The sequence below is a fragment of the Lentzea sp. NPDC004789 genome (assembly GCF_053601075.1).
Genome location: NZ_JBSGBE010000019.1, coordinates 171261 through 195250 on the forward strand (window position 1 = coordinate 171261; position 23990 = coordinate 195250).

Below are 23990 nucleotides of genomic sequence, written 5' to 3' on the forward strand. Positions count from 1 at the left end.
TCCACAACTCCCGATCGTAACTACCGGATGCATACCGGACACATGCCACGCGGCATGACGTTTGAGCCATGACGAAGACCTCACTGGCCCTGGTGGTGGCACTCGGCACCCTGGCCGCCGCCGTGTCCCCTGCTCAGGCCGTCGAGCCCTACTCCGAGAGCCCGTCCCAGTCGCGCGCCGTCCGTTCCGCCGACGGTTACGACGTGTTCGTCGGTGGCGTCAAAAGAGCCACCTTCAACGTGAGCGATCCCGCATACACGGTCCGTTCGTCGTCTTCTGCTGATGGTTCAGAATCAGCCGTCATCTCCGACTTCGACGGCACGGTCGGCAGGACCCTGCACACGGTCGACCGCTACGGCAAGACCCGTTTCGTCGCACGCGGCGCCATCACGTCAGCGGTGTTCAACGGTCCGACGCTCGCCTACGCCGACGGCGAGAACGTCGTCGTCGACGGCGTCACCGTCGGCAGGCTGAAGGGCCGCGCACCCCAGCTGCTCGGCTTCACCTCCGACGGCACCGGCCTGCTGGCCGTGCAACACCCGGACGCGGCCGACGACAGCACGTACGTCGGCTCGCTGGTCCGTTTCGACGTGAAGTCCGGTGCCGCGAAGCCGTTGCTCAGCAGCGACTCCACGTCCCTGTACCGCGATTTCAAGCTGGTCGACGTCAAGGGCCAGCGGCACGTCAGCTTCATCAAGCACAACGAGATCTACCGCTGCGGCGGCTCCGGGCCGCAGTACCTGGGCCTGGCCACCGAGAACGGCGAGATCCGCTCGTTGGTCGGCGAGACGAAGCACCACTACCGCAGCGCGGTGTGGAGCGCCGATGGCGCGCACGTCGCGTACGAGGTCATGGGCTGCGTGTCCGACAAGAAGCTCGGCCCGAACCAGTTCGACGGCTTCAACGGCGTCTACGTCCAGGACCTGGCGACGCACCAGACCTCGCGGGTCGTCGAGGGTCTGTCGTTCAACTACGCCCTGACCGGCATCAACGGCTCAGAGGCCGTCGTCGGCAGCCCGCAGAAGGGTTACCTGAAGGCGACGGGCCTCAAGGCCGCGACGCTGGACGGCCAGGTCACCACGATGGGCAGGCTGAACCGCGCGGAGTACGTCCACCAGCTGTGGGACACCCGCAACGACTTCAACGGCAACTCCTCCTGCGGCCCGACCAGCGCGGTGATCGACCTCGTCACCTACCAGCTGCCCAACGAGTTCGGCGTGCAGGTCTCGCAGCCGTTCTCGCACTGGTCGAAGTGGGGCCGCTACATCACCGACGAGTTCACCAATGCCGGCACCACCTTCAACCGCACGATGAACGACTGGTCGCGCACCGGCAGCTGGAAGGGCGCCCACGGCTGGATCACCGGCTACTACTGCGGCGGCAACCCGGCCCGACCGTGCGCCTCCTGGGAGTCCGAACGCGACTTCCTGGCCCGCAACGGCGCCGCCGTCCAGCAGGGCAACTTCACCCCGGCCCAGGTCCGCGCGTTCCTCGATCAGGGCAAGTTCGTCATCATGAGCGGTTCGTGGGGCTCGACCGCCGGCCACCTGTCCGTGGTGATCGGGTACCACGACAACGGGTCGTTCTACGTCCACGACACCTATGGCGCGGGCACGGACGGCAGCTACGACGGCGCGAACCAGCTCTACACGTGGAGCTACATCGCGCCTGTGCAGATGTGGGCGGCCTGATCCGCTGAGACCAACGACGGCCCTGCTCCTCCTGCCCGTGCACACCGCGGGTAGGAGGGTTGGGCCGTTCCAGTGACAGCTCGCTTGTGCCGAACGGGTGCACTGGACAAAAAATGGCCACAAAATCCATCGCGGCACAGATTCTAACTCAATCCTGAATGGCGAGTCAGAACATCACCGGTCCGGAGCAGACTCACCCTGCCCGTTCGCGTGAACCTGATCGTCGGCACTCGCCCCGGAAGTACCGTTACGAACCAGCAGCGGGTGCACCCGCCAAGGGGGTCACGAGGATGTAGCCAATGACGTTCGGGGCGAACATACACAGGGCAGGCCGCAAGCCGCCAAAAGCCGGATCAGTCGCGGTTCTGGACCCAGTGGTCGAGGCACTGCGGTCCTACGTGCTCCACGCCGGCGTCATCGGCATCGCGGAAGGCATGCTGGTAATTCTTGCGACAAGTGGAATACTCGGCGCGACGATGACGCAGAACGGCGTCCGCACGACCGGCGTCGCCGCCGTGACGGTGGCCGTTCTGGGCCTGTTCGTTCTTCTTGTCGCCAACAAGCTTGAGTGGCGACGCCAGACCGAACGGGATGAGCGGCTCCTGCGGCATTACTGCGACCTGCTCCACGAACGGTGCGACTACACGTGGCACATCTCGGACTGGCACCAGGTGGTCCAGATCGAGGCGAACGGCGACACCGTGGAGACGATCACGTTCACCGCCGTCTCGGACTGCGAAGCGCTGGACTTCCTCACGTTCTGGGAAGGCCCGAACTGGGAGTGGCCCGAGAAGCACCGGCGAGGAGTCGACGCCCGCGTGCGCAGCGTCGAGGACGAAGGGGAGGGCGGAAGCCGCTTCGACGTCACCACCTGCTGGCTGAGCAGAGGGCGCCTGAAGGTCATGGTGCATTTGAGCGAACCCGCGTCGAGCGGTACCGAGATCCGCCTGGAAGCCGAATTTCGATGGCCCGCGAAATGCCTGCCGTTCATCCAGGGCGCGCCCGAGCAATTCGTCAAGAAGTTCAGCCCCGGCCCGGAGCACCTCGAGTACACGGTGGTGCTGCCGCCCGGCTTCAGCAGCTTTTACGACAGCGTGGGCCTGAAGTCGGGCACCGAACGGTACTCCATTCAGCGGCACATCAACGACGGCGGACGCGAGGAGATCAGGCTCGTGGCCGATGCGATAAGCACCGGCTCACGAGTAGGCATGAAGCTGGACATCAAGTAAGACGGTGCTCACTTGTCGTCTGCTCCACCGCTGCCTCCTTCGCCACCGATTCCGAACACGTAATTCACCACCTGTTGAATTATTTGAAGCACGCTTCGTCATCTGTTTGCCCAACTGAGTCAAGCGCCTTTCGATTGGCGTCAGCCACCAACCGAAGAAAGGCGCAGCAATGAACTGAGCGCCCCAGAAGGGGCGCTCAGCGGTGCTTATCTCAAGTTTATGTCAACACTCGAACGAGTGAGTGCACCGGGGGTACTTGACGCTGGGCGTCAAGTACTTGCTATCGTCTGTCAAGTGGCGACCACCTCGGAGCACGTGGACCTGCGGGACGACCTGATCCGGCTCGTGACGAGCCGCCTGCTCGACCCGCTGGAGATCCTGCTGCCGCAGGCCGATCTCACCGGCCTGCGGCAGTCCGTCGAAGCCGACGCCGAAATGTGGGCGGCCCAGCTGCTGGGCCCCGACGACGCGCTGGCCCGGCAGACCGCCATCCGCCTGATGACCGTCCTCCACCCCGGCGACGCCCCGTTCGACCCGCCCGACGCGTGGTGGACGACGCCGCTGGGCCGCGTGACCGCCCGCCGGGCCGGTCATCCGAGCAGGGAGGGCGTGTCGTTCGGGGTGGCCGGCGCGATGCTCGGCATCACGCGTCAGGGAGTCCACGACCTGGTGAGCCGCAACAAACTCTCGCGTCACCCCGACGGCGGCGTCACCGTCGCCTCGATCCGCGCCCGCCTCGACCACCGGAGAGAATCGTGAAACTGGCTGCCCACGACCACGGTGGCGACGGCCCGCCGATCCTGTTGCTGCACGGCGCCGGAGGCGACAGGTCGGCCTGGGATGTCGTTGCGCCGCAACTGAACGGGCGATGCGTGGCGGTCGATCTGCGCGGTCACGGCCAGTCGCCGGACGGGCCGTGGGACTGGGACGCGGTGCTGGACGACATCGAGTCCACGGCGTCCGGGCTGAGCACACCGTTCGTCGTCGGGCACTCGCTCGGCGGCATCCTCGCCGGGATGTGGGCGCGCCGCCATCCCGACTGCCCCGGTGTCGTGAGCCTGGACGGGCACCGTTCCGCCGCAACGGATCCGGCCAACTACGCGGGGCTCGACGACGTCGAGGAGCCTCTCGCGAAGCTGAACGCGATCTTCACCGCGCAGGAGGAGATGATCACGCGCCCGAACCGCGAGATCACCTCGGCGCTGCGGAGATCGCCGGAGTTCGCGGACGCCCTGCCGGTGTTCGCGGGCGTGACGGTGCCGTTCCTGCTCGTGCTGGCCACGAAGAACCTGCCGGTGCCACCGGAGCTCGTGCCGTTGATGGACGCCCACCGCGCGGGCCTTCGCCGCGACCTGCCGCTGGTGTGCCCCGACGTCGAGGTGCGCGAGATCGACGCGACGCACGGCATGGTCTACGAGCGGCCCGCGGAGGTCGCCGCGATCATCAACGACTTCATCACCCGCTGAACAGCCGGCCGAGCGCCTTGCGGGCCCTGGCCGGGGCGGCGGCGTCGTGCTCCAGCTGCAGGAAGTGGTTGAGCGCCAGCATGATCCCGACGATCTCGTAGATCAGCTGGTCGACGTCGGTGTCCCGGGCCAGGTCGCCGTCGCTGATCGCGCGGCGGATGTGGATGCGCAAATCCCTGCGCCACAACGCGTTCATGCCCGCCAGCGCGTCGCGGACTCGTCCGCTGCGCCCGTCGAACTCGGTGGTCGCGGCCGTGAAGAAGCACCCGCCGGGCAGCACCTCGCGTTCGAGATAGGACACCCAGGCCTCGCAGACCGCCTTCAACCGCGGCAGTCCGGACGGCAGCTGCTTGACGCGTTGGGGCACCTCGCGCGAGAAGACCGCCGCCGCCTCGTCCACCACGGCGAGCTGAAGGCCTTCCTTCGTGCCGAAGTGGCCCAGCAGACCGGCTTTGCTCATCCCCAGCTCGTCGGCGAGCCTGCCGATCGTCAGCCCCTCCAGACCCTCCGCCGAGGCGATGGCAAGGCTCCGCTCCAGGATGCGCTGCCGCGTCTCAAGGGTGTCGGCGACGGAACGACGTGGGCTCACGCACACATCCTAGCCTCTTTAGCTACCGACCGATCGGTTGCTATATTCGCCGCGTCGTCGCCTCGCCGAAGGAGCTCACCTTGTCCGGATCCCGTGTCGTCGCGCTCGGGCACCACCAGCCGCAGCGCGTGCTGACCAACGCCGACCTGGAGAAGATGGTCGAAACCAACGACGAGTGGATCCGCCAGCGCACGGGCATCGCCACCCGCCGCCTCGCGGACGACGAGTCGGTCACGGACATGGCGGCGGGAGCGGCGTCCAAGGCGCTCGCCGCCTCCGGCCTGCAGCCGTCCGACATCGGCCAGGTCATCGTCGCGACCTGCTCCGCGATCGACCGCTGCCCGTCGATCGCCGCGCAGGTCGCCGGCCGGCTGGGCATTCCGAGCGCGGTCTGCTTCGACCTCAACAACGCCTGCGCCGGCTTCTGCACCGCCCTCGCGACCGCCGACCACACCCTGCGCGCGGGAGCCGCCCGCCACGCCCTGGTCATCGGCGCCGAGAAGATGTCCGACCTCGTCGACTGGACCGACCGCAGCAACTGCATCCTGCTCGGCGACGGCGCCGGTGCCGCCGTCCTCAGCGCCGCCGACAACGCCGAGATCGGCCCGGTCACGTGGGGCTCCGACCCGAGCCGCAACAACGCCGTCCGCCTGGTCGACGCCTGGCAGCCGCGCTTCTCCCAGGAGGGCCAGGCCGTGTTCCGCTGGGCCACCAGCGAACTCCCGGCCGTCGCCGCCCAGGCGTGCGAACGCGCCGGCATCACCACCAGGGACCTGGCCGGCATCGTGACGCACCAGGCCAACCTGCGCATCATCGAGGCCATGACCCGCCGCCTCGACCTGCGCGACGGCGTGGTGATCGCCCGCGACGTCGTGGACTCCGGCAACACGTCCGCCGCGTCCGTGCCGCTCGCACTGTCCAAAATGGCCGAACGAGGCGAGCTCCCCTCTGGCGAGCCGGTGCTGCTCTTCGCGTTCGGCGGTGGTCTGTCCTGGGCCGGCCAGGTCATCACCTGCCCGTAGGGACGTACCGGGCGGGCGAGAGGCGAACGGGAACCGCGCGGGAGGTCGCCCGGCGCGCGGTTCGGGTCCGTGCGGTCGTTGACCTTGCGCCGGATATCCGCTGACGAACTGCCCGCAAGCGGTAACGACCGCAGCCCCGCCCGCCCCACGCAACCACGCACGCAAGGCGACCACCCCGCTGGAACGCAACCACCGCAGGGCAACCACCAGCAGACCGCAACACAACAACCGTCCAAAAAGGCCGGTGTGGCGACTCGGGAGCCCGCCGAGCCGCCACACCGTTGGTGACGCACGAGAAGGAGTTCAGCCTGCCGGCGCGGGAACGAGCGCATCGCGCGCGTGGCGTCATCGGTCCGCCACCTGGCCAACGCGAGCGACGTCGGAGTTCGCCGTTCCCGCTTGCCCTGTGCCGGCGGGCTGATACCTCCTGACCGGGTTAAGGCCTCGCGCGTCCTCCGCCCACTCGCACCATCTCCGGCCTCGATCGCGAATGCCTCCGCCGCTGCAAAGGCGGGGACATCGACGACGAGACGGACGGGGGAACGGATGATGCGTGGGCGGCGACCGGTTCGGGCACCTGGATCTGAGTGGTCGGGGCGGCCGGTGGCGCGGCGGCCACCCTGGTCTCCTCCGCGGGTGCGGGCTGGGTCCACACCGAGACGTTCGTGTCCACCGTGTTCTGGCGGAAGAGCTCCGGGGTCTCGGTGATGATCCGGCCCGGCTGTTCGAGGCCGACGATGCCGACCAGCTTGCCGTTGGCGATGAAGCCGGTGAGGCCGTTGACGTCGGTGGTGTCGGTGCCCAGCACCGGCAGACCGGCGCCCTGCACGCGCATGCCGTACTGCTCGGTCCAGAACCGCGGGACCGGTGTGTAGGCCTTGGCGTGGTTGCGGCCCACCAGCAGGTTCTCGGCGGCGGCTCGGCCGCCCTCGACGGCGTTGAGCCAGTGCTCGACGCGGCGGGTGGCGCCGTTGAAGCGCATGTTCGGCCAACGGGCCACGTCACCGCACGCGACGAGGTTCTCGGCGCCGATCACGTGGTTCGTGGCGTCGCACAGCACGCCGTCGCTGATGTCCAGGCCGGAACCGCGCAGCCAGTCGACGGCCGGCGAGGCACCGACGGCGAGCACGACGCACGAGGCGAAGAAGACCTGGCCGTCGGAGAGGTGGATGCCGATGCCGCCGGGCTGGCGCACCCAGTGCTTGATGCCGACACCGGTGGCCAGCCGCACGCCGTGGTGGACGTGCGCCTCGGTGATCTTCTTGCCGATCTCGTCACCGACGATGCCGCCCAGCAGCGCCGGCGAGCGCACGATCAGGGCCACGTCGCGGCCCATGTGACGAACCGAACACGCGAGCTCGCAGCCGATGAAACCGCCGCCGATGACGGCGACGAGCCCCTGCGACTGACGGATGTTCTTGCGGATCGCGACCGCGTCGTCCAGCGTCCGCAGCACGTGCACCCGCGGGTCGTGGCGCGGTGCTCCGCCCATCGCCCTGGCGTCGACGCCGGTAGCGATGATCATGCCGTCGTACTTGATCTCCTCGCCTCCCGGCACCCAGACCGACTGCTTCTTCGGGTCCAGGTGCAACGCGGGTGAGTTCAGCCGCCACTCGGCGTCCAGGTCGCCGGAGAAGTTCAGCAGCGAGTCGTCCGGGTGCCATTCACCGGTGATGATCTGCTTCGACAGGCATGGGCGGTGGTACGGGAGGTGCCGCTCGGCGGACAGGATCGTGATCTGCCCGTCGAAACCCATCTCCCGCAGCCGTTCCGCGGAACGGACTCCTCCGAGCCCGCCGCCGACGACCACGATCCGTTCGCTCACTTCACTCGCTCCCTGATCTCGATCGCGCGCATCGGGCACGCGCGCTGTGCCGCTCGGGCCTGGGCGAAGTGCTCCTCCGGCGGGCGGCGGTTGTAGGTCAGGCGGTTGTCTTCGATCAACTGGAAAACATCCGGCGCCTCCGCCTGGCACGTGCCGTAGCGGTGGCATTTCTCGTTGTTGACGCTCACGTCCATCGCGTCGCCCTCGCCGACACCGGGTTCCTTGCCGCGCTCCGAGTCGAGCATGCCGATGCGCATCAGCACGTCGGGCGGCAGGAAGCGGGCCAGCGACACGGTCGCGGTCGGGACGAGGATGGTGAGGCCGGCGAGCCAGAGAACGGACAGGTTGCCGTTCGCGATGGCGCCGAACCAGGAGTGGACCACGGTGGCGGTCACCACGATGTACGCCGTTTGGTGGAACCTCAGCCACTTGCGGTAGAAGACCTTGTGCCGCATCGACGCCAGGATGGCGATCGCGGCCATGACCTCGAGTCCGACGATGCCGAGCGCGTGCCGGAAGAGGCCGCCGTCCACGAACGGCAGCACCAGCTTGATGAAGCTGAACGTGCCGTTCTGGATCAACGTGAAGGCGAACGCGTGGATGGAACCGAACGCGATCGTCAACGAGGCGAGCACCATGTGCCCGTTCTTCAGTCCCTCACGGCCGGTGAGCTTCTCGGCCCATCCGGTCGCGATGAGCACGCCCCAGGACAACGTGGCGCACATCATGACGTAAGCCAGCCTGGCAGACAGCTGTGCCATCTTCTTGACGCCCGAGTCGAACTCGGAAGCCTGGGCCACCAGGAGCGGAATCTGGCTGGACAACAACTCTTCCTCCGGAAAGAACTTCTCGCGGGAACCCGCCCGGTCCTGTCGTGCAGGAGTGGACACATCAGGGCCGGGCGGGTGGGAACAGGTCCGCGTTGGAGTGCCTCTGACCTTGGGACACCACCTCCGTTTCCCGTTACAGAACGGGGTCTTGCCGACTCACCGCACCGGTCGTCGCGGGCGGAGTACTCGGAGCAGGAGCACCGTGAGAACGGCTCCCGCGGCGGTGACCGAGATGATCACCCACATGTTCGGACCGTCGCCGGAGGCGAGGTTCGCCTTGATGATGCCGCCGGCGGGCTGGGGCTCTGCGAAGGCGGGATCGCCCGCGAGCCCTGTGCTCTCCAGCAACGTCATGTGCTTCATCACCACGTCGATACCGGCCTGCGCGAACCCGCGGATGGTGTCGTTGCGGGTCTGCGTGCGGACTTTCGCGATGAAGTTGAAGACCTGGCCGTGCGCGGCGCGGAGCCTCGCGACGAACGCCTGGTCGAACGCGTCTCCTTCGAGACCGTTCAGCTCGTCCATCCACGACTGCTGCGAGGGGTTCGGCACGTCGGGCGTGGTGAGGTTGAACTGGGCAGCCGTCTTCTTCGTCAGGTTGTCCAGCATCATGTGGTCGAGCATGATCATCTTGCCGATCTGCTTGACCCGCGCGTTCGAAGCCTTCGTGGCCGTGAGTTCGCCCATCGGCATCTCCCACAGGCCCGCCTGGCGCACCTTGTTCAGCAGCTCGCGGTCGTTCGCGGTCAACGGACCCGTCGGGGTGTCCTGCACTCCGCCGGTGTCCGCGGGCTGCGCCTGAGCAGCGAAAGGAGTGGCGAAGAAGAGGAACAACATCGCCAAGACGGTGGCGAGGGCTCTGGTCATCGTCTTGATGTCCTCGTTGTTCGGTGGAAGTCGGTAGGGGTTTCGTGATCGAGCAGTGGACTCAGTAGCCGGACGAACCCGAGGTCGGCGCAGGCGGCGGTGCCTGGTCACCGGTCGGGCTGGGGGACGTGCTCGGCGTGCTGCTGCTCTTGTTCTGCGTGTTGTTCTGCGTTTTGCCGCCGGTGATCTTGGCGCCGTTGGGGGCGGTGACCCACCACGTGCCGCCCTTTCCCTGGCCTTTCAGGTCGCCGGCGACCTTGTCCTCGGCGAAGGTGTACTGCGGGTAGCCCGCGATGGTGAGCTGCTTCGTGCCGTCGGGCCTGGTCAGCGTGCCCATGGAGATCGGGTCGACCCCGGTCGCCATCACCGGCTTGTCCGCGGGGACCGGCTTCCAGGTCTTCGCGCACTCGCCTTCGCAGTTGGACTTCGACGGCTTCGGGGTGTCCTTGTCGAAGCGGTAGAGCGGGAGGCCGTCGCCATCGGTGACGAACCACCCCATGTCGTCCCGGTTGGAGATGAACAACATCATCGCGGCGCTGGTGTCGGCGTTCTTCGCCGACAAACCGCCTGCTCCGGAGCCTCCAGGAGGGGTCTGGTCGCTGCCGCACGCGGTGAGGCTGACAGCCAGTGCCGCCAGGGCGGTGATGGCTTGACCACGTCGCATCGGCAGGTCCTTTCTCAGCTTGGGTACCGAGGAGTACGGACACGATCCGGCAACGGTTCACGGAGTTCGTGAGGAATATTTGCCTCTCGACTTGAGACGCATCATGGGGCAAGGATGTCCCCCGTGGCGCGGCATAGACGTCAACGCGAGTTAGACGAACAATCACCAAGACCGGGGTCTCTCGAGGAAGAGTTGATCCGCCGGCTGTACGAGGAATTCGGCAGCGCCCTGCTGGGACACTGCATGAGGTTGACGGGCCATGATCGACAATGGGCCGAGGACATCGTGCAGGAAACCCTGGTCAGGGCGTGGCGCAACGCCGAGAAACTCGAGCGTGACCCTGTGCTCTTGCGGTCGTGGTTGTTCACGGTGGCAAGGCGGTTGGTCATTGACGACAGACGGAAGAGAAGCGTCCGTCCGCAGGAGTTCGAACTGACCCCTTCGGACGAGTCGCCTTCGGGTGGCGAGGAGGATCGCACCCTCGCAGCGATCGTCGTCGCCGAGGCGATGAACGGTCTCTCAGAAGAGCATCGGGAGGCTATTCTCGAGACATACCTGCGGGATCGCACCGTCGGTGAGGCCGCGGCGGCACTGGGTGTGCCACCAGGAACGGTCAAGTCGCGGGTGTACTACGCGCTGCGAGCGTTGCGGCGTGCGTTGCACGATCGGGGAGAGACGCGGTGACAACGGCACCAGATCACCTCGACGTCGCCGCCTACGTGCTCGGCATCCTCGATGCCGATGAGGTGGAGGCGTTCGAGAACCACCTGACGGAATGTCGCAGGTGTGCCCTTGACCTGCGCGACTTCGCGGTGGTGCCGGACCTGATCGACGAGGCCGACGCGGGCGGAATGCTGCGCGGCACAGCTCCGGAACGCCCGGACGGCAAGTCGGTGCGGGTCATGCTCGACGCGGTCGCCGCACGCAGGAAGCGCAGACGGTGGTTCGTCGCCCAGGGTGTCGCGGCCGCCGCCGCCGGCATCGTGGCGGTGACGGCCGTCGTCACGTCGCTCGTCGTGCGCGGCAGCGACAACGGTTCGAACTCGGCCGCACCCCAGCACACCACGACGACGTCGCAGACGCCGGTGGCGAACAACTCCACCGACTCCTCGATGCGGGTGCAGCAGCAGGACCCGAACAGCGGGGTCTTCACGAAGATCACCGCCTCGGACGAGCCCTGGGGAACCTCGATGGACATCGAGGTCAGCGGCATGTCCGGCCCCAGCAGGGGATCACTCGTCGCCGTCGGGCGCGCGGGCCGCGTCGCCCAGGTCACGTCCTGGTACGCCCCCGAACCCGTGGCCGGGGACAAGAAGACGATCAGGCTCCAGGCGAACGTGGCCATGCGCTGGCACGAGATCGCGACGTTCCGGATCGTGGACGAGAACGGCAAGACCCTGCTCGAAGTCGTCGCTTCCTGACGCTTCCCGACACCAGACCACTGCCCCCGCTGGATCCGTGAGATCCTGTGGGGGCGGTTGTCGTTTTCGGGGAGGCTGTGCACGTGGCGATAGGCCCGTCAGCGGTCGAGCGTTGGCTCGATCTGTCCACAGAGGAGCTGCGCGCTCAGGTCAAGCAGCTCGTGTCCGCCCGGCTACCGGGTGATCACGCTGTGTGGCAGGCGATTCGGCGTCATCCAGCTCTGGTTCCGCGCATCCGCGGTGTCCTCTCCGGACTCGCCGCGACAGCGGCGGGCAGCAAGGACGAGGCCATGCAGAAGGTCTGGATCTCCAAGGCGCGTGCCGCTCTGGACCAGGCCACGCCCGCGCCCGTGAAGGCGGCGCGCAAGCGGGTGGTTGAGGAGGTTCCCGAGAGGGAACCCGAACCCGAACCCGTCCTCGAGTTCAGGCAGCCGGAACCACCCGGGAAGCAGCCGCCCAAGGCCATTCCGACGATGCTCTTCCAGGAGCCCAGCTAGGGCCGCGACCGGGCACCTCACGTCCGACCGGCGAAACACGAGGCAAAGGCTGGAGGCCGCGCCACCCATGGTCGTCTTCGGGTCGTTCATCTCCCTGTCGGGCCTCGCGATCCTGCTCTTCCGCACCGCCGGGCTGGGTGGGCTGAACCCGGCGGTCGTCGGCTGGGTGATGATCGCGCTCGGCCTGCTGTTCGTCGTCCTGGGCGTGCTGCGCAACCGCCGCAAACGCGCCCAGGGCGTCCCGGGGCCGGTCGGCAACCCGATCCAGCGGGCGAAGGCCCTGCCGCGGCTGTGGAAGGCCTGGCGCGGCGGAAAGTACCCGGAGCTGCCGCGCAGCCAGGTGGTGCTGTGGGCGGTCGCGCTCGTCTACCTGATCTCGCCGATCGACGTCCTGCCGGACTTCCTGCCGGTGATCGGCGTGACCGACGACGCGGGCGTGCTGGTGTGGCTGCTCAGCAGCCTCTCCGTCGCGTCAGGCTCGTTCCTGCGCTGGGAGAAGGACCATCGCGACCCGAGTCGCGGGATCGAGGCCCCTTGAGGCCTCCTCGCTCATGATCTCGGCGAGGCCGGGCGAAGTCACGGTGACCGGGCGGAAGCCCAGGCGCTCGTAGTACGGCGCGTTCCACGGCACGTCCCGGAACGTCGTCAGCGTCACGGCGCGGCCGGCCCGCGTCACGTGCTCGATCAAGGCCGCGCCGAGGCCCTGCCGCGCGTGCGACGGGTGCACGCTGACCTGGTGGACGTGCGTGGCACCGTCCACGTCTCCAACCGCGATGAACGCCACGGGCACGCCCTGCTCCCCCACGACGACCCAGACCTCGTGCTCTGCCAGCGCTTCCAGCGACATCGGGTCGTCGTCGGCGATCTCGGGCATGCCGATGTCGCGGAACGCCTCCCCGGACGCGTTTTCGATCTCCTGGAGGTACGGCAGTTCGGCTGGTTGGGCGAGACGGATCAACACGCCCGCAATCCTGGTAGGTCGGACGCGAGCACCGCACCTGAATAACGTTAAAGTCCGACCTGATGCGAACCAAGTCCGTGCGCGTCCTCCTGGTCGAGGACGACGATGGCGACGCCCTGCTCGTCGAGGCACTGCTCGAAGAGGCGAGGGCGCCGTTCATCCTGTCGCGCGCCTACACGCTCGCCGAGGCGGAACGCATGCTCGGCGACGCCGAGTGCGTGCTGCTCGACCTCGGTCTGCCCGACTCGCAGGGCCTGGACAGCCTCTACCGGCTGCTGCGCACGCCGGACGCGCCCGCGATCCTGGTGCTGACCGGGCTGAACGACGAACGCGAGGGCATCGACGCGGTCGCCTCCGGTGCCGAGGACTACCTCATCAAGGGCCAGGTCGACGGCGAACTGCTGCTGCGCGGCGTCCGGTACGCGGTCGAACGCCGCCGCGCCGAGGACGCCCAGCGCCAGTTGCGCGAAGCCAAGCTGATCGCCGCGGAACGGTCCCGCCTCGAACGCGGCCTGCTGCCTCCCCCGCTGCTCAAGGGGTCCGACCTCGACCTGGAGGTCCGCTACCAGCCCGGCGGCCAGCGCATGCTGCTCGGCGGCGACTTCTACGACGCGGTCGGCCTGCCCGACGGCTCGGTGCACGCGATCATCGGCGACGTCTGCGGCCACGGCCCGGACGAGGCGGCGCTCGGCGTGTGCCTGCGGATCGCCTGGCGGGCCCTGGTGCTCGCGGGTGAACCGCCGGAGAAGGTGCTGCGGACCCTGGACCAGGTGCTCGTCGCGGAACGGCACGGCGAGGGCATCTTCACCACCGCCTGCGTGGTCACCGTGGCACCGGACCGGCGTTCGGCCCGCTACTTCCTGGCCGGGCACCCCGAGCCGTTGCTCGTGGCCGGCCAGCAGATCGTCGACCTGCCGCCGTCGAAGGTGGGCGTGCCGCTGGGCGTGCTGCCCGACTACGCCTGGACCGGCGTGGACGTGCCGCTGCCGCCCGGCTGGCAGCTCGTCTGCTACACGGATGGACTGATCGAGGGCCGGGTACCCGGTGACACCGATCGGCTCGGCGTCGAGCGCCTGTGCGAGATCCTGCGCGGCCTCCTGCGGCAGGGCCCGGACTGGCTGGACCCCCTGATCGCGGAGGTGACGGAGCTCAACGGAGGGGAACTCGACGACGACATGGCCGTGCTGCTGCTGAAGGACCCCGTGTGAAGCTGACGGAACGGTTGCCGGCGAGCCGCCTGCTGATCGCCATCGTCACGATCCTGCTGGCCATGACCGCGGTGGCGATCGCGTCCACGGTCGTCGCGCTGGACTCGCTCGCCGACGCCCGCGGGCAGTCCATCGACCGGATCGCGCCCGCGGAACGCCGCGCGAAGGACCTGAGCCGTGCGCTGCTCGACCAGGAGACCGGCCTGCGCGGATACGTGCTGACCGGCGAGATGGAGTTCCTCAAGCCGTACCTGGACGGGCAGACCGAGGAGATGCGGTCCGCGAAGGACGTGCGCGACCTCGTCGGCGACGTCAACGGCCGGGTGCAGCACATCGAGGACCTCGCGCGCGAGTGGCGGACCCAGTACGCGGAACCCACGATCGCCGCGGTCCGCCAGTCCGGGCCCGTCACCACGACCTCGCAGGACAACGACCGCGGCAAGACGCTCTTCGACCAGGTCCGCACCGAGCTCGACCGGTTGCAGGCCGACATCGGCCACCTCGGTGCGGGCGCGCGCGACGACGTGAACCACGCGGCGACCGTCGTGCTGTGGCTGGTGATCGGCGTGGGCGTGCTGCTGGTCGCGGTGATCGGCGGGCTGTCGCTGCTGCTGCACCGGCTGCTGGTCACGCCGCTCTCGGAGCTGGCCGAGCAGGTCAGGCAGGTGGCGTCGGGCGACTTCGAGCACGAGATCGACGCGCACGGCCCGCGCGAGACGGTCATGCTCGGCGAGGACGTCGACGCGATGCGCCGCCGGATCGTGCACGAGCTCGCGACGCTCGACGCGGCGAAGTCCGAGCTGCAGCGGTCCAACTCCGAGCTGGAGCAGTTCGCCTACGTCGCGTCGCACGACCTCCAGGAGCCGCTGCGCAAGGTGGCGTCGTTCTGCCAGCTGCTGCAACGGCGCTACGGCGGCAAGCTCGACGAACGCGCGGACCAGTACATCGAGTTCGCGGTCGACGGCGCGAAGCGGATGCAGGGGCTCATCAACGACCTGCTGGCGTTCTCCCGCGTCGGCCGCATCACCCGCGAACGCACGATGGTCGACATCGGCGAGATCGTGCGGCACCTCGTCGACAGCTTCTCCGAACGCATCGAGGAGACCAACGCCCGGATCGTGGCGGAGAACCTGCCTTCCGTGCGGGGGGAGGCGTCCCTGCTCAGCGCGGTGTTCCAGAACCTCATCAGCAACGCGTTGAAGTTCCGGGGCTCCTCGGATCCCGTGGTCAACATCGAGGCGGAGCGCGACGGGGACATGTGGAAGTTCTCGGTGCACGACAACGGCATCGGGATCGAGCCGGAGTACGCTGACCGGATCTTCATCATCTTCCAGCGCCTGCACCCGAAGGACGCCTATCCGGGCACGGGCATCGGCCTGGCGATGTGCCGGAAGATCGTCGAGTACCACGGCGGGACCATCTGGCTGAAGACCGACGTGGACGCGGGCACGACGTTCGAGTTCACCCTGCCCGTCGCCGAGGAAGATTTGGCTGAGGTACCGCATGAATGAGACACCGCTGACCGTGATCGACGTCCTGCTCGTGGAGGACGATCCCGGTGACGCGCTGATGACGCAGGAAGCGTTCGAGCACCACAAGATCCGCAACACCCTGCACGTGGTGAAGGACGGCGTGGAAGCGCTTGCCTTCCTGCGGCGCGAGGGCGAGTTCGCCGACGCGCCGCGGCCGGGCCTGATCCTGCTGGACCTCAACCTGCCCCGCAAGGACGGGCGCGAGGTGCTGGCCGAGGTGAAGGCGGACGCCGAACTGCGGTCTATCCCGGTCGTCGTGCTGACCACTTCGGACGCCGAAGAGGACATCCTGCGCAGCTACAGCCTGCACGCCAACGCCTACGTCACGAAGCCGGTGGACTTCGAACGGTTCATCGAGGTCGTCCGCCAGATAGACGACTTCTTCGTCACCGTGGTGAAGCTGCCCCGCTGATCACGCCGGCGCTGAAGTCGAGGCAGGACTGGCAGATCTCCGCCTCCGCGCCGCGGTGGACCGGCTTGGTCTCGCTGCAGAACGAGCAGTCGCCGACCTCGGCGACCTGAGCGGCGGCGACGCAGATGTCGCAGATGAGCGCGGCCGGACCGGCCATCATCTTGCCGGCCTCATCGCCCGTCCGCCCGCAGAACCAGCACTTCTCGGTGCGCTTGGACTGCTCCACGATCTGGTGCACGCGCTGGTGGCTCATCTTCAGCGCTTCCGCGATCTCGCGCATCGAGCCGCCGGCTCGGTGCAGACGCAGCACGCTGTGGTGGTAGACGGCCTTGGCGATGTCGGCTTGGTCCTGCGCGGCGGCCGCGAGCGTGCCGGCCTTGCGCGCTGACGCGAGCAGTTCCTCATCCAGAGTCATGCCGTCTAGGGTAGCTAGACGCGTCTAGGTTGTCTAGACACTAGTCCAGGCTTCGCACGATCAACGGGTCGTCGTCGGCCTGCACGACCCACTGCTGCTCTTCACGTGGCTCTGGGATCACGGGCGCCCACAGCCCGTCCCCTCCGGGCCTGACACCTTCATTCGGGAAAGTCATGCCTTTTGGCTACCCGTTTGCCCGGAACGTATACCCGACAACATGGTCGTGATGGCTTCCATGACCCGCGTGGTGGCCTCGTCGAGCACCTCGGCGGTCAGTTCCAGGTCGTACAGGTCGGACAGGTCGACCGGTGCACCCGCGACCACCTCGACCTTCTTGCGGGGCAACAACCTCGGCAGGATCGTGCCCCTGGGCAGCAGGTCCTGCGTGCCCCACTCGGCGACCGGGACGACCGGCACGCGGCTCTCCAGCGCCATCCGCGCGACCCCCGACTTGCCCTTCATGGGCCAGTGGTCGGGGTCGGTGGTGAAGGTGCCCTCGGGGAACACCATCACGCACTCCCCCGCCCGCAACGCCTCCACCGCAGGCTTCAGGGCCTGGGCGGCCTTGACCGTGCCGCGCTCCACCGGGATGTGGCCGCCGGAGTGCATGACCCAGCCGATGACGGGCGTGCGCCACAACGACGCCTTCGCGAGCACGCGCGGCACCCGGTTCGACATCAGCGCGAACACCACTGCCGCGACGGTGTCCGCGTTGGACAGGTGGTTGAACGCGAGGATCACGCCGCCGTTGCCGGGCACGTGCTGCCTGCCGCGCACGCGCAGACGCACGAACAGCACGACGATCGGCCACAACACGTCGATCGCCAGGGAGAACCAGAAACCCCGGCCTCTGCGGGGCATCTTCCAGGTCCAGGCGGCCAGCTCAAGCGGTGTCACGCTGATATTCGAGCACGCCGGCGTTCACCGTTCTGGTCAATTCACCACGTTCGACCAGAACGTCGAGGTGTGCGGCCGTCTCGCCGACGGCCAGCACCTGGTTGAACATGTCGAGGTCGTCGAACCGGCGCTGACGACGCGTCCAGCCGATCTTGCGGGCGGTCTCGAACGCGCTGCCGCTGACCGCCTTGAGGATCTCCTCCAGCCGCTGCTCGTGGTGGTGCAGCAGCTCGTCGACGCGGGCGTGCGAGCTGTCGGTCACCGGGCCGTGCGCGGGCAGCAGCTTCAGGTCGGGCAGCTCACGGGTCAACCGGAGCGACGTCAGGTAGTCGCCGAGCGGGAGCTCGGGGCGCAACGGCTCGAAGCCGATCGACGGCGTGATGTGCGGCAGCACGTGGTCGCCGGAGAAGAGCACCTTGGCGGTGTGGTCGACGAACACGACGTGGCCGCGCGTGTGACCGGGCGTGGGGACCACTTCGAGCTTGCGGTGTTCGAGGTCCAGGGTGCTGCGGACGAGCCACTCGTCCGGCTCCTCGTAGCCACGCCGGGCGTCGTCGACGTTGACGTGGTGCATGACCCTGATCCACGTCTCCGCCAGCTCGTTCGCACCCCATTTGCGCAGGTCGTCGACTTGCTGGTCGCTCTGGCCGTGCAGGATGTGCCGCAACGACGGCTGTTCGCCGAGCCCGAGGCCGATCTTCGCGCCGAACAGGCGGCGCAACGACACCGCCATCGTGAAGTGGTCGCGGTGCACGTGCGTGACGAGGAACCGCCGGATGTCCTCGAACCCCTTGTTCAAGGTGCCGAGCGCGGCTTCCAGCTGGTCGCGGGCCTCGTCGAGCGCCCAGCCCGAGTCGACGAGCACGAGCCCGTCGCCGTCGGAGATCGCGTAGACGTTGACCGCGCGCAGGCCGTCGTTCGGCAGCGGCAGCGGGATCCGGTGCACTCCTGGTGCCACCTCGAACGCGCCCGGTTCACTCCACACGCCCGCTCACCTCATTGTCAGCGCCAACGTTGTTCGCGTACGCAACTACTACCGGACGGTAACACGGTATTCGGGGTGCTTGTCGATGTACTTCGCCACGAACGGGCAAAGTGGCGAAACCTTGATGCTACGGGCAACGGCGTCGTCGAGCGCGAACTTGGCGAGCTGCGCGCCGAGGCCCTGGCCGGCGTAGGCCTCGTCGACCTCGGTGTGCACCAGGGCGATGACGTCACCGACCATCCGGTACTCCAGGAACCCCGCGAGCGCGCCGTCGACGTGGACCTCGTACCGGTTTTCGGCGCTGTTGTCGATGACCATGCGCCCATCTTGCCCGCTCAGTGGAAAATGATCCGCATGGACGTCTACCTGCTGATCCTGGGCGACCACCTGCCCAACCCGTGCACGGGCGAGGAGGTGTCGCAGTCCGACCGGCTGCGGGCGATGGTCGAGCAGGCGGTGGTGGCGGAGGAGACCGGGTTCGCGGGCGTCGCGATCGGCGAGCACCACTTCACCCGGTACATCGTGTCCGCGCCCGAGCTGCTGCTGGCGGCCGTGGCGGCGCGAACGTCCACTCTGAAGCTCTCCACCGGCGTGACGCTGCTGGCGCACCGCGACCCGGTGCTGGTCGCCGAGGCACTGGCCACGTTGGACGTGCTGTCGAACGGCAGGGCCGAGCTGATCGTGGCGCGCGGGGTCGACCAGCAGACCGACGCGGCGTTCGGGGTGCAGCCGGGCGAACTGCGGGAGCGGTTCGAGGAGCACCTGCGGTTGCTGCTCAAGCTCCTGGAGGAACCGGGGGTGAGCTGGGACGGCCGGTTCCGCGGGCCGCTGAGCCACGTGACCACGACGCCGCGGCCGGTGCAGGCGCCGCGGCCGACGGTGTGGATCGGGTCCGGCTCGGCGGTGTCGGCGGATCTGGGCGCCGAGCTGAAGATGCCGCTGATGCTTCCGTCGACGCTGCGGGATCCCGCGATCTACGCGGACGTCGTGCGCCGGTATCGCGAACGGTTCCCCGCTGGACGTGTCGGCGTGCCGAGCCATGTGTTCGTGGCGCACGACAACGCGCGCGAACGGTGGCGGCCGCATCTGGCCGAGTACGCGCGGTTCGCGGACCCGTGGCGCGGTGACGGCGACATCGATGTGAACGCGATCATGGACGGCGCGGCGGTGTGCGGCACACCGGAGGAGGTCGCGGACCGGCTGAACGCGTTGGCGGAGTTGCTGTCCATCGACACGCACCTGGTGATGGTCGACATCGGAGGCATGCCGCACGAGTCGGTCGTCGAAACGATTCGCCTTTTCGGTGCCGAAGTGCTGCCGAAACTTGTTTAACACCAACGGTGCCAAGGGTTAACACAGATCCGCGAGGATTCCCGGTGTGGGCATCACCGTCATCGGCATCACGCATCCGGGTCAGGTCGGGGCACTCCCCGGCGGCACGAACGTGCTGGTGCTGGCCGACGACGGCACGTACGCCGACGAGTTCCTCGACACCGACTTCGGCGCGCATCAGCTGGTGGTGCGCGCACACGGGCGCGGGTCGGCGTTCTTCGGGGTGGCGGACAAAGCCCGTGAGCTGGGTGCGGACCGGGTCCTCTTCGGGGGTGTGCACGACACCGCCGCTTCGTTCGCCGTCGGAGAGGACCCCGTGCTCGTGCTCGGCGTGCGCCCGCCGGGTGGTCCGATCACGTGCAACGCGGCCTTCCTCGACTGGCTCGACCGCTGGCCGCGGCCGGCGAGCGCCTACCGCAGTGACGTGGACCACTGGCTCGCCGAGAACGCGCTGAGGGAAGGCCTCCGCGTGGAATTGGTTACCTGGCGAATGCAACCGTCCGTCCCAATGCGACGGAAGTTGACGGCCTAGTCACCCGAAGGCGGAAGACGCTTGTCCCGCCGGTGAAATATCGTTTCCCCGCAACCACGTGCAGACGCGCACGCACTGGAGCTGAGAGGTTTCTCAGCGTGTCCACTCGGGGGTAGGGGCACACTGGTTTCAGGGTTCTCTCAGGGGAGAACCTGACCCTTCGGTGCGCTCGTGTCGCCGAAGATGGTGCGCACGAAAAGCCCACAGGAGGGGACTGAAGGTGAGCGCGTCCGAAGGTGTCGCGGCCAGAGCCGTCGACGTGTGGAAGGAATACGGGTCCGGCGATGCCGCCGTGACCGCGCTCGCGGGGGTGAGCGTCGAGCTGGAGAAGTCCCGGTTCACGGCGATCATGGGGCCGTCGGGGTCGGGCAAGTCGACGTTGATGCACTGCCTCGCGGGCCTCGACGACGTGACCCGCGGCGAGGTGTGGATCGGTGACACCTTGGTGACCGGGCTGAAGGACCGCGGTCTCACCGAGCTGCGGCGGGACAAGGTCGGCTTCATCTTCCAGCAGTTCAACCTGCTGCCGACGCTGACCGCGGAGGAGAACATCACGCTGCCGCTCGCGATCGGCGGCAAGAAGGTCGACCGCGAGTGGTTCGACGTCGTGATCGACACGGTGGGTCTGAGGGACAGGCTGACCCACCGGCCGACGCAGCTGTCGGGCGGCCAGCAGCAGCGTGTCGCTTGTGCGCGTGCGCTGGTGTCGCGACCGGACGTCGTGTTCGCGGACGAGCCGACCGGCAACCTGGACTCGCAGTCCGGTGCCGAGGTGCTGGGGTTCCTGCAGCGGTCCGCCCGTGAGTTCGGGCAGACGATCGTGATGGTCACGCACGACCCGAACGCCGCTTCGTACGCGGACCGAGTCATCTTCCTCAAGGACGGCCACATCGTCCGCGAGCTGCTGTCGCCCTCTGCGGAAGAGGTGCTGGACACGATGAAGCACCTCGACTCGGTCGCGGTGCAGAATGTTTAAAGCGACGATCAAGAGCTTGCTGTCGCGCAAGCTCCGGCTGGTGCTGTCCGCGCTCGCGGTCGTGCTGGGCGTGATGTTCGTGTCCGGTTCGTTCGTGCTGACCGACACGCTGCAGCGGTCGTTCACCGACATGTTCTCCACGGTCTACGCCAAAGTGGACGTCTCGGTGGCGCCCAAGAAGGAGAAGGGCAAGCAGCCGGAACTGCTGACGCCGCAGGCCGTCGCCGAGGCGAAGACCGCTCCCGGCGTGGCGGAGGCCCACGGGCTGGTGCAGGGCTCGGCACGGCCGATCGGCAAGAACGGCAAGGTGATCACCACCTCCGGCGCGCCGCGGTTCGGCTTCGCCTGGACCGGGCTCGGGCAAGAGGAGCTCCGCGACGGCCGGGCGCCGAACGCCGACGACGAGGTGGTGCTCGGCGCGTACCTCGCCTCGACCGGTGGCTTCAAGGTGGGCGACGAGATCGGCATGCTCACGTTGCAGCCCAAGAAGACCTTCAAGGTCGTCGGCATCTACGGCTACCCCGGTGGCCGTGACTCGATGGGCGGCGAGCTGTCCACCGGGTTCACCGAACCCGTGGCGCAGCAGCTGCTGCTGGGTAAGAAGGACGTCTTCACCGAGATCCGGGTCAAGGCGGCGAACGGCACGTCCGCCGACACCCTGCGCGACGCGGTCGCGGCGAAGATGGGCTCCGGCTACGACGTGAAGACCGGTGCCACGCTGGCGAAGGAGCAGGCCGACCAGATCAACGAGGGCCTGAAGTTCTTCAACTACGTGCTGCTCGGCTTCGCCGGCATCGCGTTGTTCGTCGGCATCTTCATCATCCTCAACACGTTCTCCATCATCGTCGCGCAGCGCACGCGGGAGCTGGCGCTGCTGCGGTCGATGGGCGCCTCACGCGGCCAGGTCATCGGCTCGGTGGTGCTGGAGGCGATCGTGATCGGGCTGATCGCGTCGATCGTCGGTCTCGGCGCGGGGGTGGGCGTCGGCGCGCTGCTGGCGGGCATCTTCAGCCGGATCGGCGGCGGCAACCTGCACCTCGCGGGCCTCGGGGTGCCGATGTCGGCGGTGATCTCGTCGTTCGCGGTCGGCATCGTCGTGACCGTGGTCGCGGCGGTCATGCCGGCGCTGCGGGCGTCGCGGATCGCGCCGGTCGCGGCGATGCGGGAGGCGGCCACGCCGGACCGGCCGCTGACCAAGGTCACGATCATCGGCGCGCTGGTCGTCGCACTGGGCGGCACGGCGCTGGGCTTCGGCTTCAGCAGGGCGTCGCTGACGTTGATCTTCGGCGGCATCCTGGTCGCGTTCGTCGGCGTGGCGCTGCTGACCCCGTTGCTGTCCAAGCCGATGGTGTCGCTGATCGGCCGTCTGCTGTCGTGGTCGATGCCGGGCCTGCTGGGCCGGCGCAACTCCGCGCGCAACCCGCGCCGCACCGCCATCACCGCGGCCGCGCTGATGGTCGGCATCTCGCTGATCACCGGCGTGAGCGTGGTGCTGACGTCGGCGACCAAGTCGATCGAGAAGCTGGCCGCCGGTCAGCTGCAGACCGACCTGATCATCTCCGGCGAGGGTCAGATGGAGGGCCAGCAGGCGACGTTCGCGCGGGACGTGCTGACGAAGGTCGAGAAGACCGACGGCGTGAGCTCGGCGTTCGGCTGGTCGCAGGACGGCGTGCTGCAGGGCGACAGCCAGCTGTTCGCCGTCGCGGTCACCGACGTGCCCGCGATGAAGACCATGTTCGGGCTCAACCCGAAGTCGGGTGACATCGCGGCGCTGAAGGACGACCAGCTCGCGGCACCGGAGGACCTCGCCGCGGAGAAGGGGTGGTCGGTCGGCAGCACGGTGAAGCTGCAGCTGGCCAAGGGCGACGCCCGCACGTTCACGGTCGGGTTCGTCTGGGCCAAGTCGCAGGTGCTGCAGAACGCCGTGGTGCTGCCGGAGTCGGCGGCGCGCAGCTTCCGGTCCGACCAGATCAACCAGGCGTTCGTGCAGGTGAAGCCGGGGGCGAACGTGGCGGACGTGCAGAAGCGCGTCGAGCCGCTGTTCACCGACAACCCCGAGATCACCGTGCAGGACCGCAGCGCGTTCGTGAAGCAGACGACCTCGCAGTTCGACACGGTCCTGTTGATGATCCAGATCCTGCTGGCGCTGGCGATCCTGATCGCGGTCCTCGGCGTCATCAACACCCTGGCGCTGTCGGTGATCGAGCGGACCCGTGAGCTGGGTCTGCTGCGGGCCATCGGCATGCGGCGGTCGCAGGTGATGCGGATGATCACCGTCGAGTCGGTGGTGATCTCGGTGTTCGGCGCGGTGCTCGGCCTCGCGGTCGGCGTGGCGCTGGGCCTCGCGACCGTGCAGGCGTTGAAGGACCAGGGCATCTCGGAGATCGGGTTCCCCTGGGCCACCATGGTCCAGTACCTGGTGGTGGCCGCGTTCGTCGGCGTGATCGCGGCGATCCTGCCGGCGATCCGCGCCGCCCGGCTCAACGTGCTGGACGCGATCGCCTACGAGTGATGGGCACGCAGGGGCCGCTGACCGTCCGCCGGCGCGTTCGGCGGCCAACTCCAGCTGCAGCACCGCCGCCACGGCACGCTCCCTCCCCGAAGCAACAACTGGCTTCGGGGAGTTCACGCCCAAGTGG

27 protein-coding genes are annotated in these 23990 nt (G+C 68.1%); 16 read left to right on the forward strand and 11 right to left on the reverse strand.

Going from position 1 to position 23990, the window contains the following annotated elements; all coding sequences use genetic code 11:
- Positions 1-68: 68 nt before the first annotated feature.
- The 4 genes from ACWEIJ_RS35160 to ACWEIJ_RS35175 all read left to right on the forward strand — a co-directional run bounded on the left by ACWEIJ_RS35160 (position 69) and on the right by ACWEIJ_RS35175 (position 4386).
- Complete coding sequence (locus ACWEIJ_RS35160; RefSeq protein ID WP_449841562.1) at positions 69-1691, forward strand: C39 family peptidase; 1623 nt, start codon at positions 69-71, stop codon at positions 1689-1691.
- Positions 1692-1990: 299 nt separating this feature from the next.
- The gene (locus ACWEIJ_RS35165; protein ID WP_449841563.1) at positions 1991-2920 is read left to right on the forward strand and encodes a hypothetical protein; all 930 of its coding nucleotides are present in this window, start codon (positions 1991-1993) and stop codon (positions 2918-2920) included.
- Between the two features lie 294 nt (positions 2921-3214).
- Positions 3215-3679, forward strand: a complete 465-nt coding sequence (locus tag ACWEIJ_RS35170) for a hypothetical protein (RefSeq protein WP_449841564.1) — start codon at positions 3215-3217, stop codon at positions 3677-3679.
- Positions 3676-4386, forward strand: a complete 711-nt coding sequence (locus ACWEIJ_RS35175; protein ID WP_449841565.1) for an alpha/beta fold hydrolase — start codon at positions 3676-3678, stop codon at positions 4384-4386. Before ACWEIJ_RS35170 ends, ACWEIJ_RS35175 begins: the two co-directional genes overlap by 4 nt.
- On the opposite strand, the gene ACWEIJ_RS35180 is transcribed toward ACWEIJ_RS35175, so the two are convergent.
- Entirely contained in the window at positions 4376-4975 is a 600-nt protein-coding gene (locus ACWEIJ_RS35180; RefSeq protein ID WP_449841566.1) for a TetR/AcrR family transcriptional regulator, read from the reverse strand. The two genes, ACWEIJ_RS35175 and ACWEIJ_RS35180, sit on opposite strands and share 11 nt — an antisense overlap.
- An 80-nt stretch (positions 4976-5055) precedes the next feature.
- Here ACWEIJ_RS35180 and ACWEIJ_RS35185 point away from each other — a divergent pair, with 80 nt between their 5' ends.
- Entirely contained in the window at positions 5056-5997 is a 942-nt protein-coding gene (locus tag ACWEIJ_RS35185; RefSeq protein ID WP_449841567.1) for a beta-ketoacyl-ACP synthase III, read from the forward strand.
- A 436-nt stretch (positions 5998-6433) separates the two neighbouring features.
- Here the strand turns inward: ACWEIJ_RS35185 and ACWEIJ_RS35190 are convergent, their stop codons facing one another.
- From ACWEIJ_RS35190 to ACWEIJ_RS35205, 4 genes are all read right to left on the reverse strand, one after another.
- A complete protein-coding gene (locus ACWEIJ_RS35190) occupies positions 6434-7822 on the reverse strand; it encodes an NAD(P)/FAD-dependent oxidoreductase (RefSeq protein WP_449841568.1) in 1389 nt (462 codons plus the stop codon).
- Complete coding sequence (locus ACWEIJ_RS35195; RefSeq protein ID WP_449841569.1) at positions 7819-8646, reverse strand: 4Fe-4S domain-containing protein; 828 nt, start codon at positions 8644-8646, stop codon at positions 7819-7821. Before ACWEIJ_RS35195 ends, ACWEIJ_RS35190 begins: the two co-directional genes overlap by 4 nt.
- Positions 8647-8808: 162 nt before the next feature.
- Positions 8809-9519 carry a DUF4142 domain-containing protein gene (locus tag ACWEIJ_RS35200; protein WP_355451216.1) on the reverse strand — a complete coding sequence of 237 codons (711 nt, stop codon included), beginning with the start codon at positions 9517-9519 and terminating at the stop codon, positions 8809-8811.
- Between the two features lie 61 nt (positions 9520-9580).
- Positions 9581-10183 carry a hypothetical protein gene (locus tag ACWEIJ_RS35205; protein WP_449841570.1) on the reverse strand — a complete coding sequence of 201 codons (603 nt, stop codon included), beginning with the start codon at positions 10181-10183 and terminating at the stop codon, positions 9581-9583.
- A gap of 114 nt (positions 10184-10297) precedes the next feature.
- Between ACWEIJ_RS35205 and ACWEIJ_RS35210 the strand changes: the two genes are divergently transcribed.
- From ACWEIJ_RS35210 to ACWEIJ_RS35225, 4 genes are all read left to right on the forward strand, one after another.
- Positions 10298-10867: a sigma-70 family RNA polymerase sigma factor gene (locus tag ACWEIJ_RS35210; protein ID WP_030468711.1), complete on the forward strand. Its 570-nt coding sequence runs from the start codon at positions 10298-10300 to the stop codon at positions 10865-10867.
- Complete coding sequence (locus ACWEIJ_RS35215) at positions 10864-11604, forward strand: anti-sigma factor family protein (protein ID WP_449841571.1); 741 nt, start codon at positions 10864-10866, stop codon at positions 11602-11604. Before ACWEIJ_RS35210 ends, ACWEIJ_RS35215 begins: the two co-directional genes overlap by 4 nt.
- Positions 11605-11687: 83 nt before the next feature.
- Entirely contained in the window at positions 11688-12101 is a 414-nt protein-coding gene (locus ACWEIJ_RS35220; RefSeq protein WP_449841572.1) for a hypothetical protein, read from the forward strand.
- Between the two features lie 67 nt (positions 12102-12168).
- Positions 12169-12639, forward strand: coding sequence for a YkvA family protein (locus ACWEIJ_RS35225; protein ID WP_449841573.1), 471 nt, complete (start codon positions 12169-12171; stop codon positions 12637-12639).
- Here ACWEIJ_RS35225 and ACWEIJ_RS35230 read toward each other — a convergent pair.
- Complete coding sequence (locus tag ACWEIJ_RS35230) at positions 12574-13059, reverse strand: GNAT family N-acetyltransferase (RefSeq protein ID WP_449841589.1); 486 nt, start codon at positions 13057-13059, stop codon at positions 12574-12576. The genes ACWEIJ_RS35225 and ACWEIJ_RS35230 overlap by 66 nt on opposite strands.
- Before the next feature lie 65 nt (positions 13060-13124).
- Between ACWEIJ_RS35230 and ACWEIJ_RS35235 the strand changes: the two genes are divergently transcribed.
- From ACWEIJ_RS35235 to ACWEIJ_RS35245, 3 genes are read left to right on the forward strand one after another with little or no spacing between them, the layout of a single operon-like run.
- Positions 13125-14270, forward strand: coding sequence for a PP2C family protein-serine/threonine phosphatase (locus ACWEIJ_RS35235; protein WP_449841574.1), 1146 nt, complete (start codon positions 13125-13127; stop codon positions 14268-14270).
- Positions 14267-15781, forward strand: coding sequence for a sensor histidine kinase (locus ACWEIJ_RS35240; protein WP_449841575.1), 1515 nt, complete (start codon positions 14267-14269; stop codon positions 15779-15781). Before ACWEIJ_RS35235 ends, ACWEIJ_RS35240 begins: the two co-directional genes overlap by 4 nt.
- The gene (locus ACWEIJ_RS35245; RefSeq protein ID WP_449841576.1) at positions 15774-16214 is read left to right on the forward strand and encodes a response regulator; all 441 of its coding nucleotides are present in this window, start codon (positions 15774-15776) and stop codon (positions 16212-16214) included. The genes ACWEIJ_RS35240 and ACWEIJ_RS35245 overlap by 8 nt, the downstream gene beginning before the upstream one ends.
- Here ACWEIJ_RS35245 and ACWEIJ_RS35250 read toward each other — a convergent pair.
- The 5 genes from ACWEIJ_RS35250 to ACWEIJ_RS35270 are packed head-to-tail and all read right to left on the reverse strand — an operon-like array spanning position 16189 to position 18829.
- The gene (locus ACWEIJ_RS35250; protein ID WP_449841577.1) at positions 16189-16629 is read right to left on the reverse strand and encodes a ClpX C4-type zinc finger protein; all 441 of its coding nucleotides are present in this window, start codon (positions 16627-16629) and stop codon (positions 16189-16191) included. The genes ACWEIJ_RS35245 and ACWEIJ_RS35250 overlap by 26 nt on opposite strands.
- Before the next feature lie 40 nt (positions 16630-16669).
- Positions 16670-16804 carry a hypothetical protein gene (locus ACWEIJ_RS35255; RefSeq protein WP_449841578.1) on the reverse strand — a complete coding sequence of 45 codons (135 nt, stop codon included), beginning with the start codon at positions 16802-16804 and terminating at the stop codon, positions 16670-16672.
- Positions 16801-17526 carry a lysophospholipid acyltransferase family protein gene (locus tag ACWEIJ_RS35260; protein ID WP_449841579.1) on the reverse strand — a complete coding sequence of 242 codons (726 nt, stop codon included), beginning with the start codon at positions 17524-17526 and terminating at the stop codon, positions 16801-16803. Before ACWEIJ_RS35260 ends, ACWEIJ_RS35255 begins: the two co-directional genes overlap by 4 nt.
- On the reverse strand, positions 17513-18511 hold the full coding sequence (locus ACWEIJ_RS35265; protein WP_449841580.1) for an MBL fold metallo-hydrolase: 999 nt from the start codon (positions 18509-18511) through the stop codon (positions 17513-17515). Before ACWEIJ_RS35265 ends, ACWEIJ_RS35260 begins: the two co-directional genes overlap by 14 nt.
- Positions 18512-18559: 48 nt before the next feature.
- Positions 18560-18829, reverse strand: a complete 270-nt coding sequence (locus ACWEIJ_RS35270) for a GNAT family N-acetyltransferase (protein ID WP_449841581.1) — start codon at positions 18827-18829, stop codon at positions 18560-18562.
- Positions 18830-18865: 36 nt separating this feature from the next.
- Here ACWEIJ_RS35270 and ACWEIJ_RS35275 point away from each other — a divergent pair, with 36 nt between their 5' ends.
- From ACWEIJ_RS35275 to ACWEIJ_RS35290, 4 genes are all read left to right on the forward strand, one after another.
- A complete protein-coding gene (locus ACWEIJ_RS35275; RefSeq protein WP_449841582.1) occupies positions 18866-19843 on the forward strand; it encodes an LLM class flavin-dependent oxidoreductase in 978 nt (325 codons plus the stop codon).
- A gap of 46 nt (positions 19844-19889) precedes the next feature.
- Complete coding sequence (locus tag ACWEIJ_RS35280; RefSeq protein ID WP_449841583.1) at positions 19890-20375, forward strand: hypothetical protein; 486 nt, start codon at positions 19890-19892, stop codon at positions 20373-20375.
- A gap of 220 nt (positions 20376-20595) precedes the next feature.
- Positions 20596-21351, forward strand: coding sequence for an ABC transporter ATP-binding protein (locus ACWEIJ_RS35285; protein WP_449841584.1), 756 nt, complete (start codon positions 20596-20598; stop codon positions 21349-21351).
- Entirely contained in the window at positions 21344-23863 is a 2520-nt protein-coding gene (locus ACWEIJ_RS35290; RefSeq protein WP_449841585.1) for an ABC transporter permease, read from the forward strand. The genes ACWEIJ_RS35285 and ACWEIJ_RS35290 overlap by 8 nt, the downstream gene beginning before the upstream one ends.
- The last annotated feature ends 127 nt before the right edge of the window (positions 23864-23990 follow it).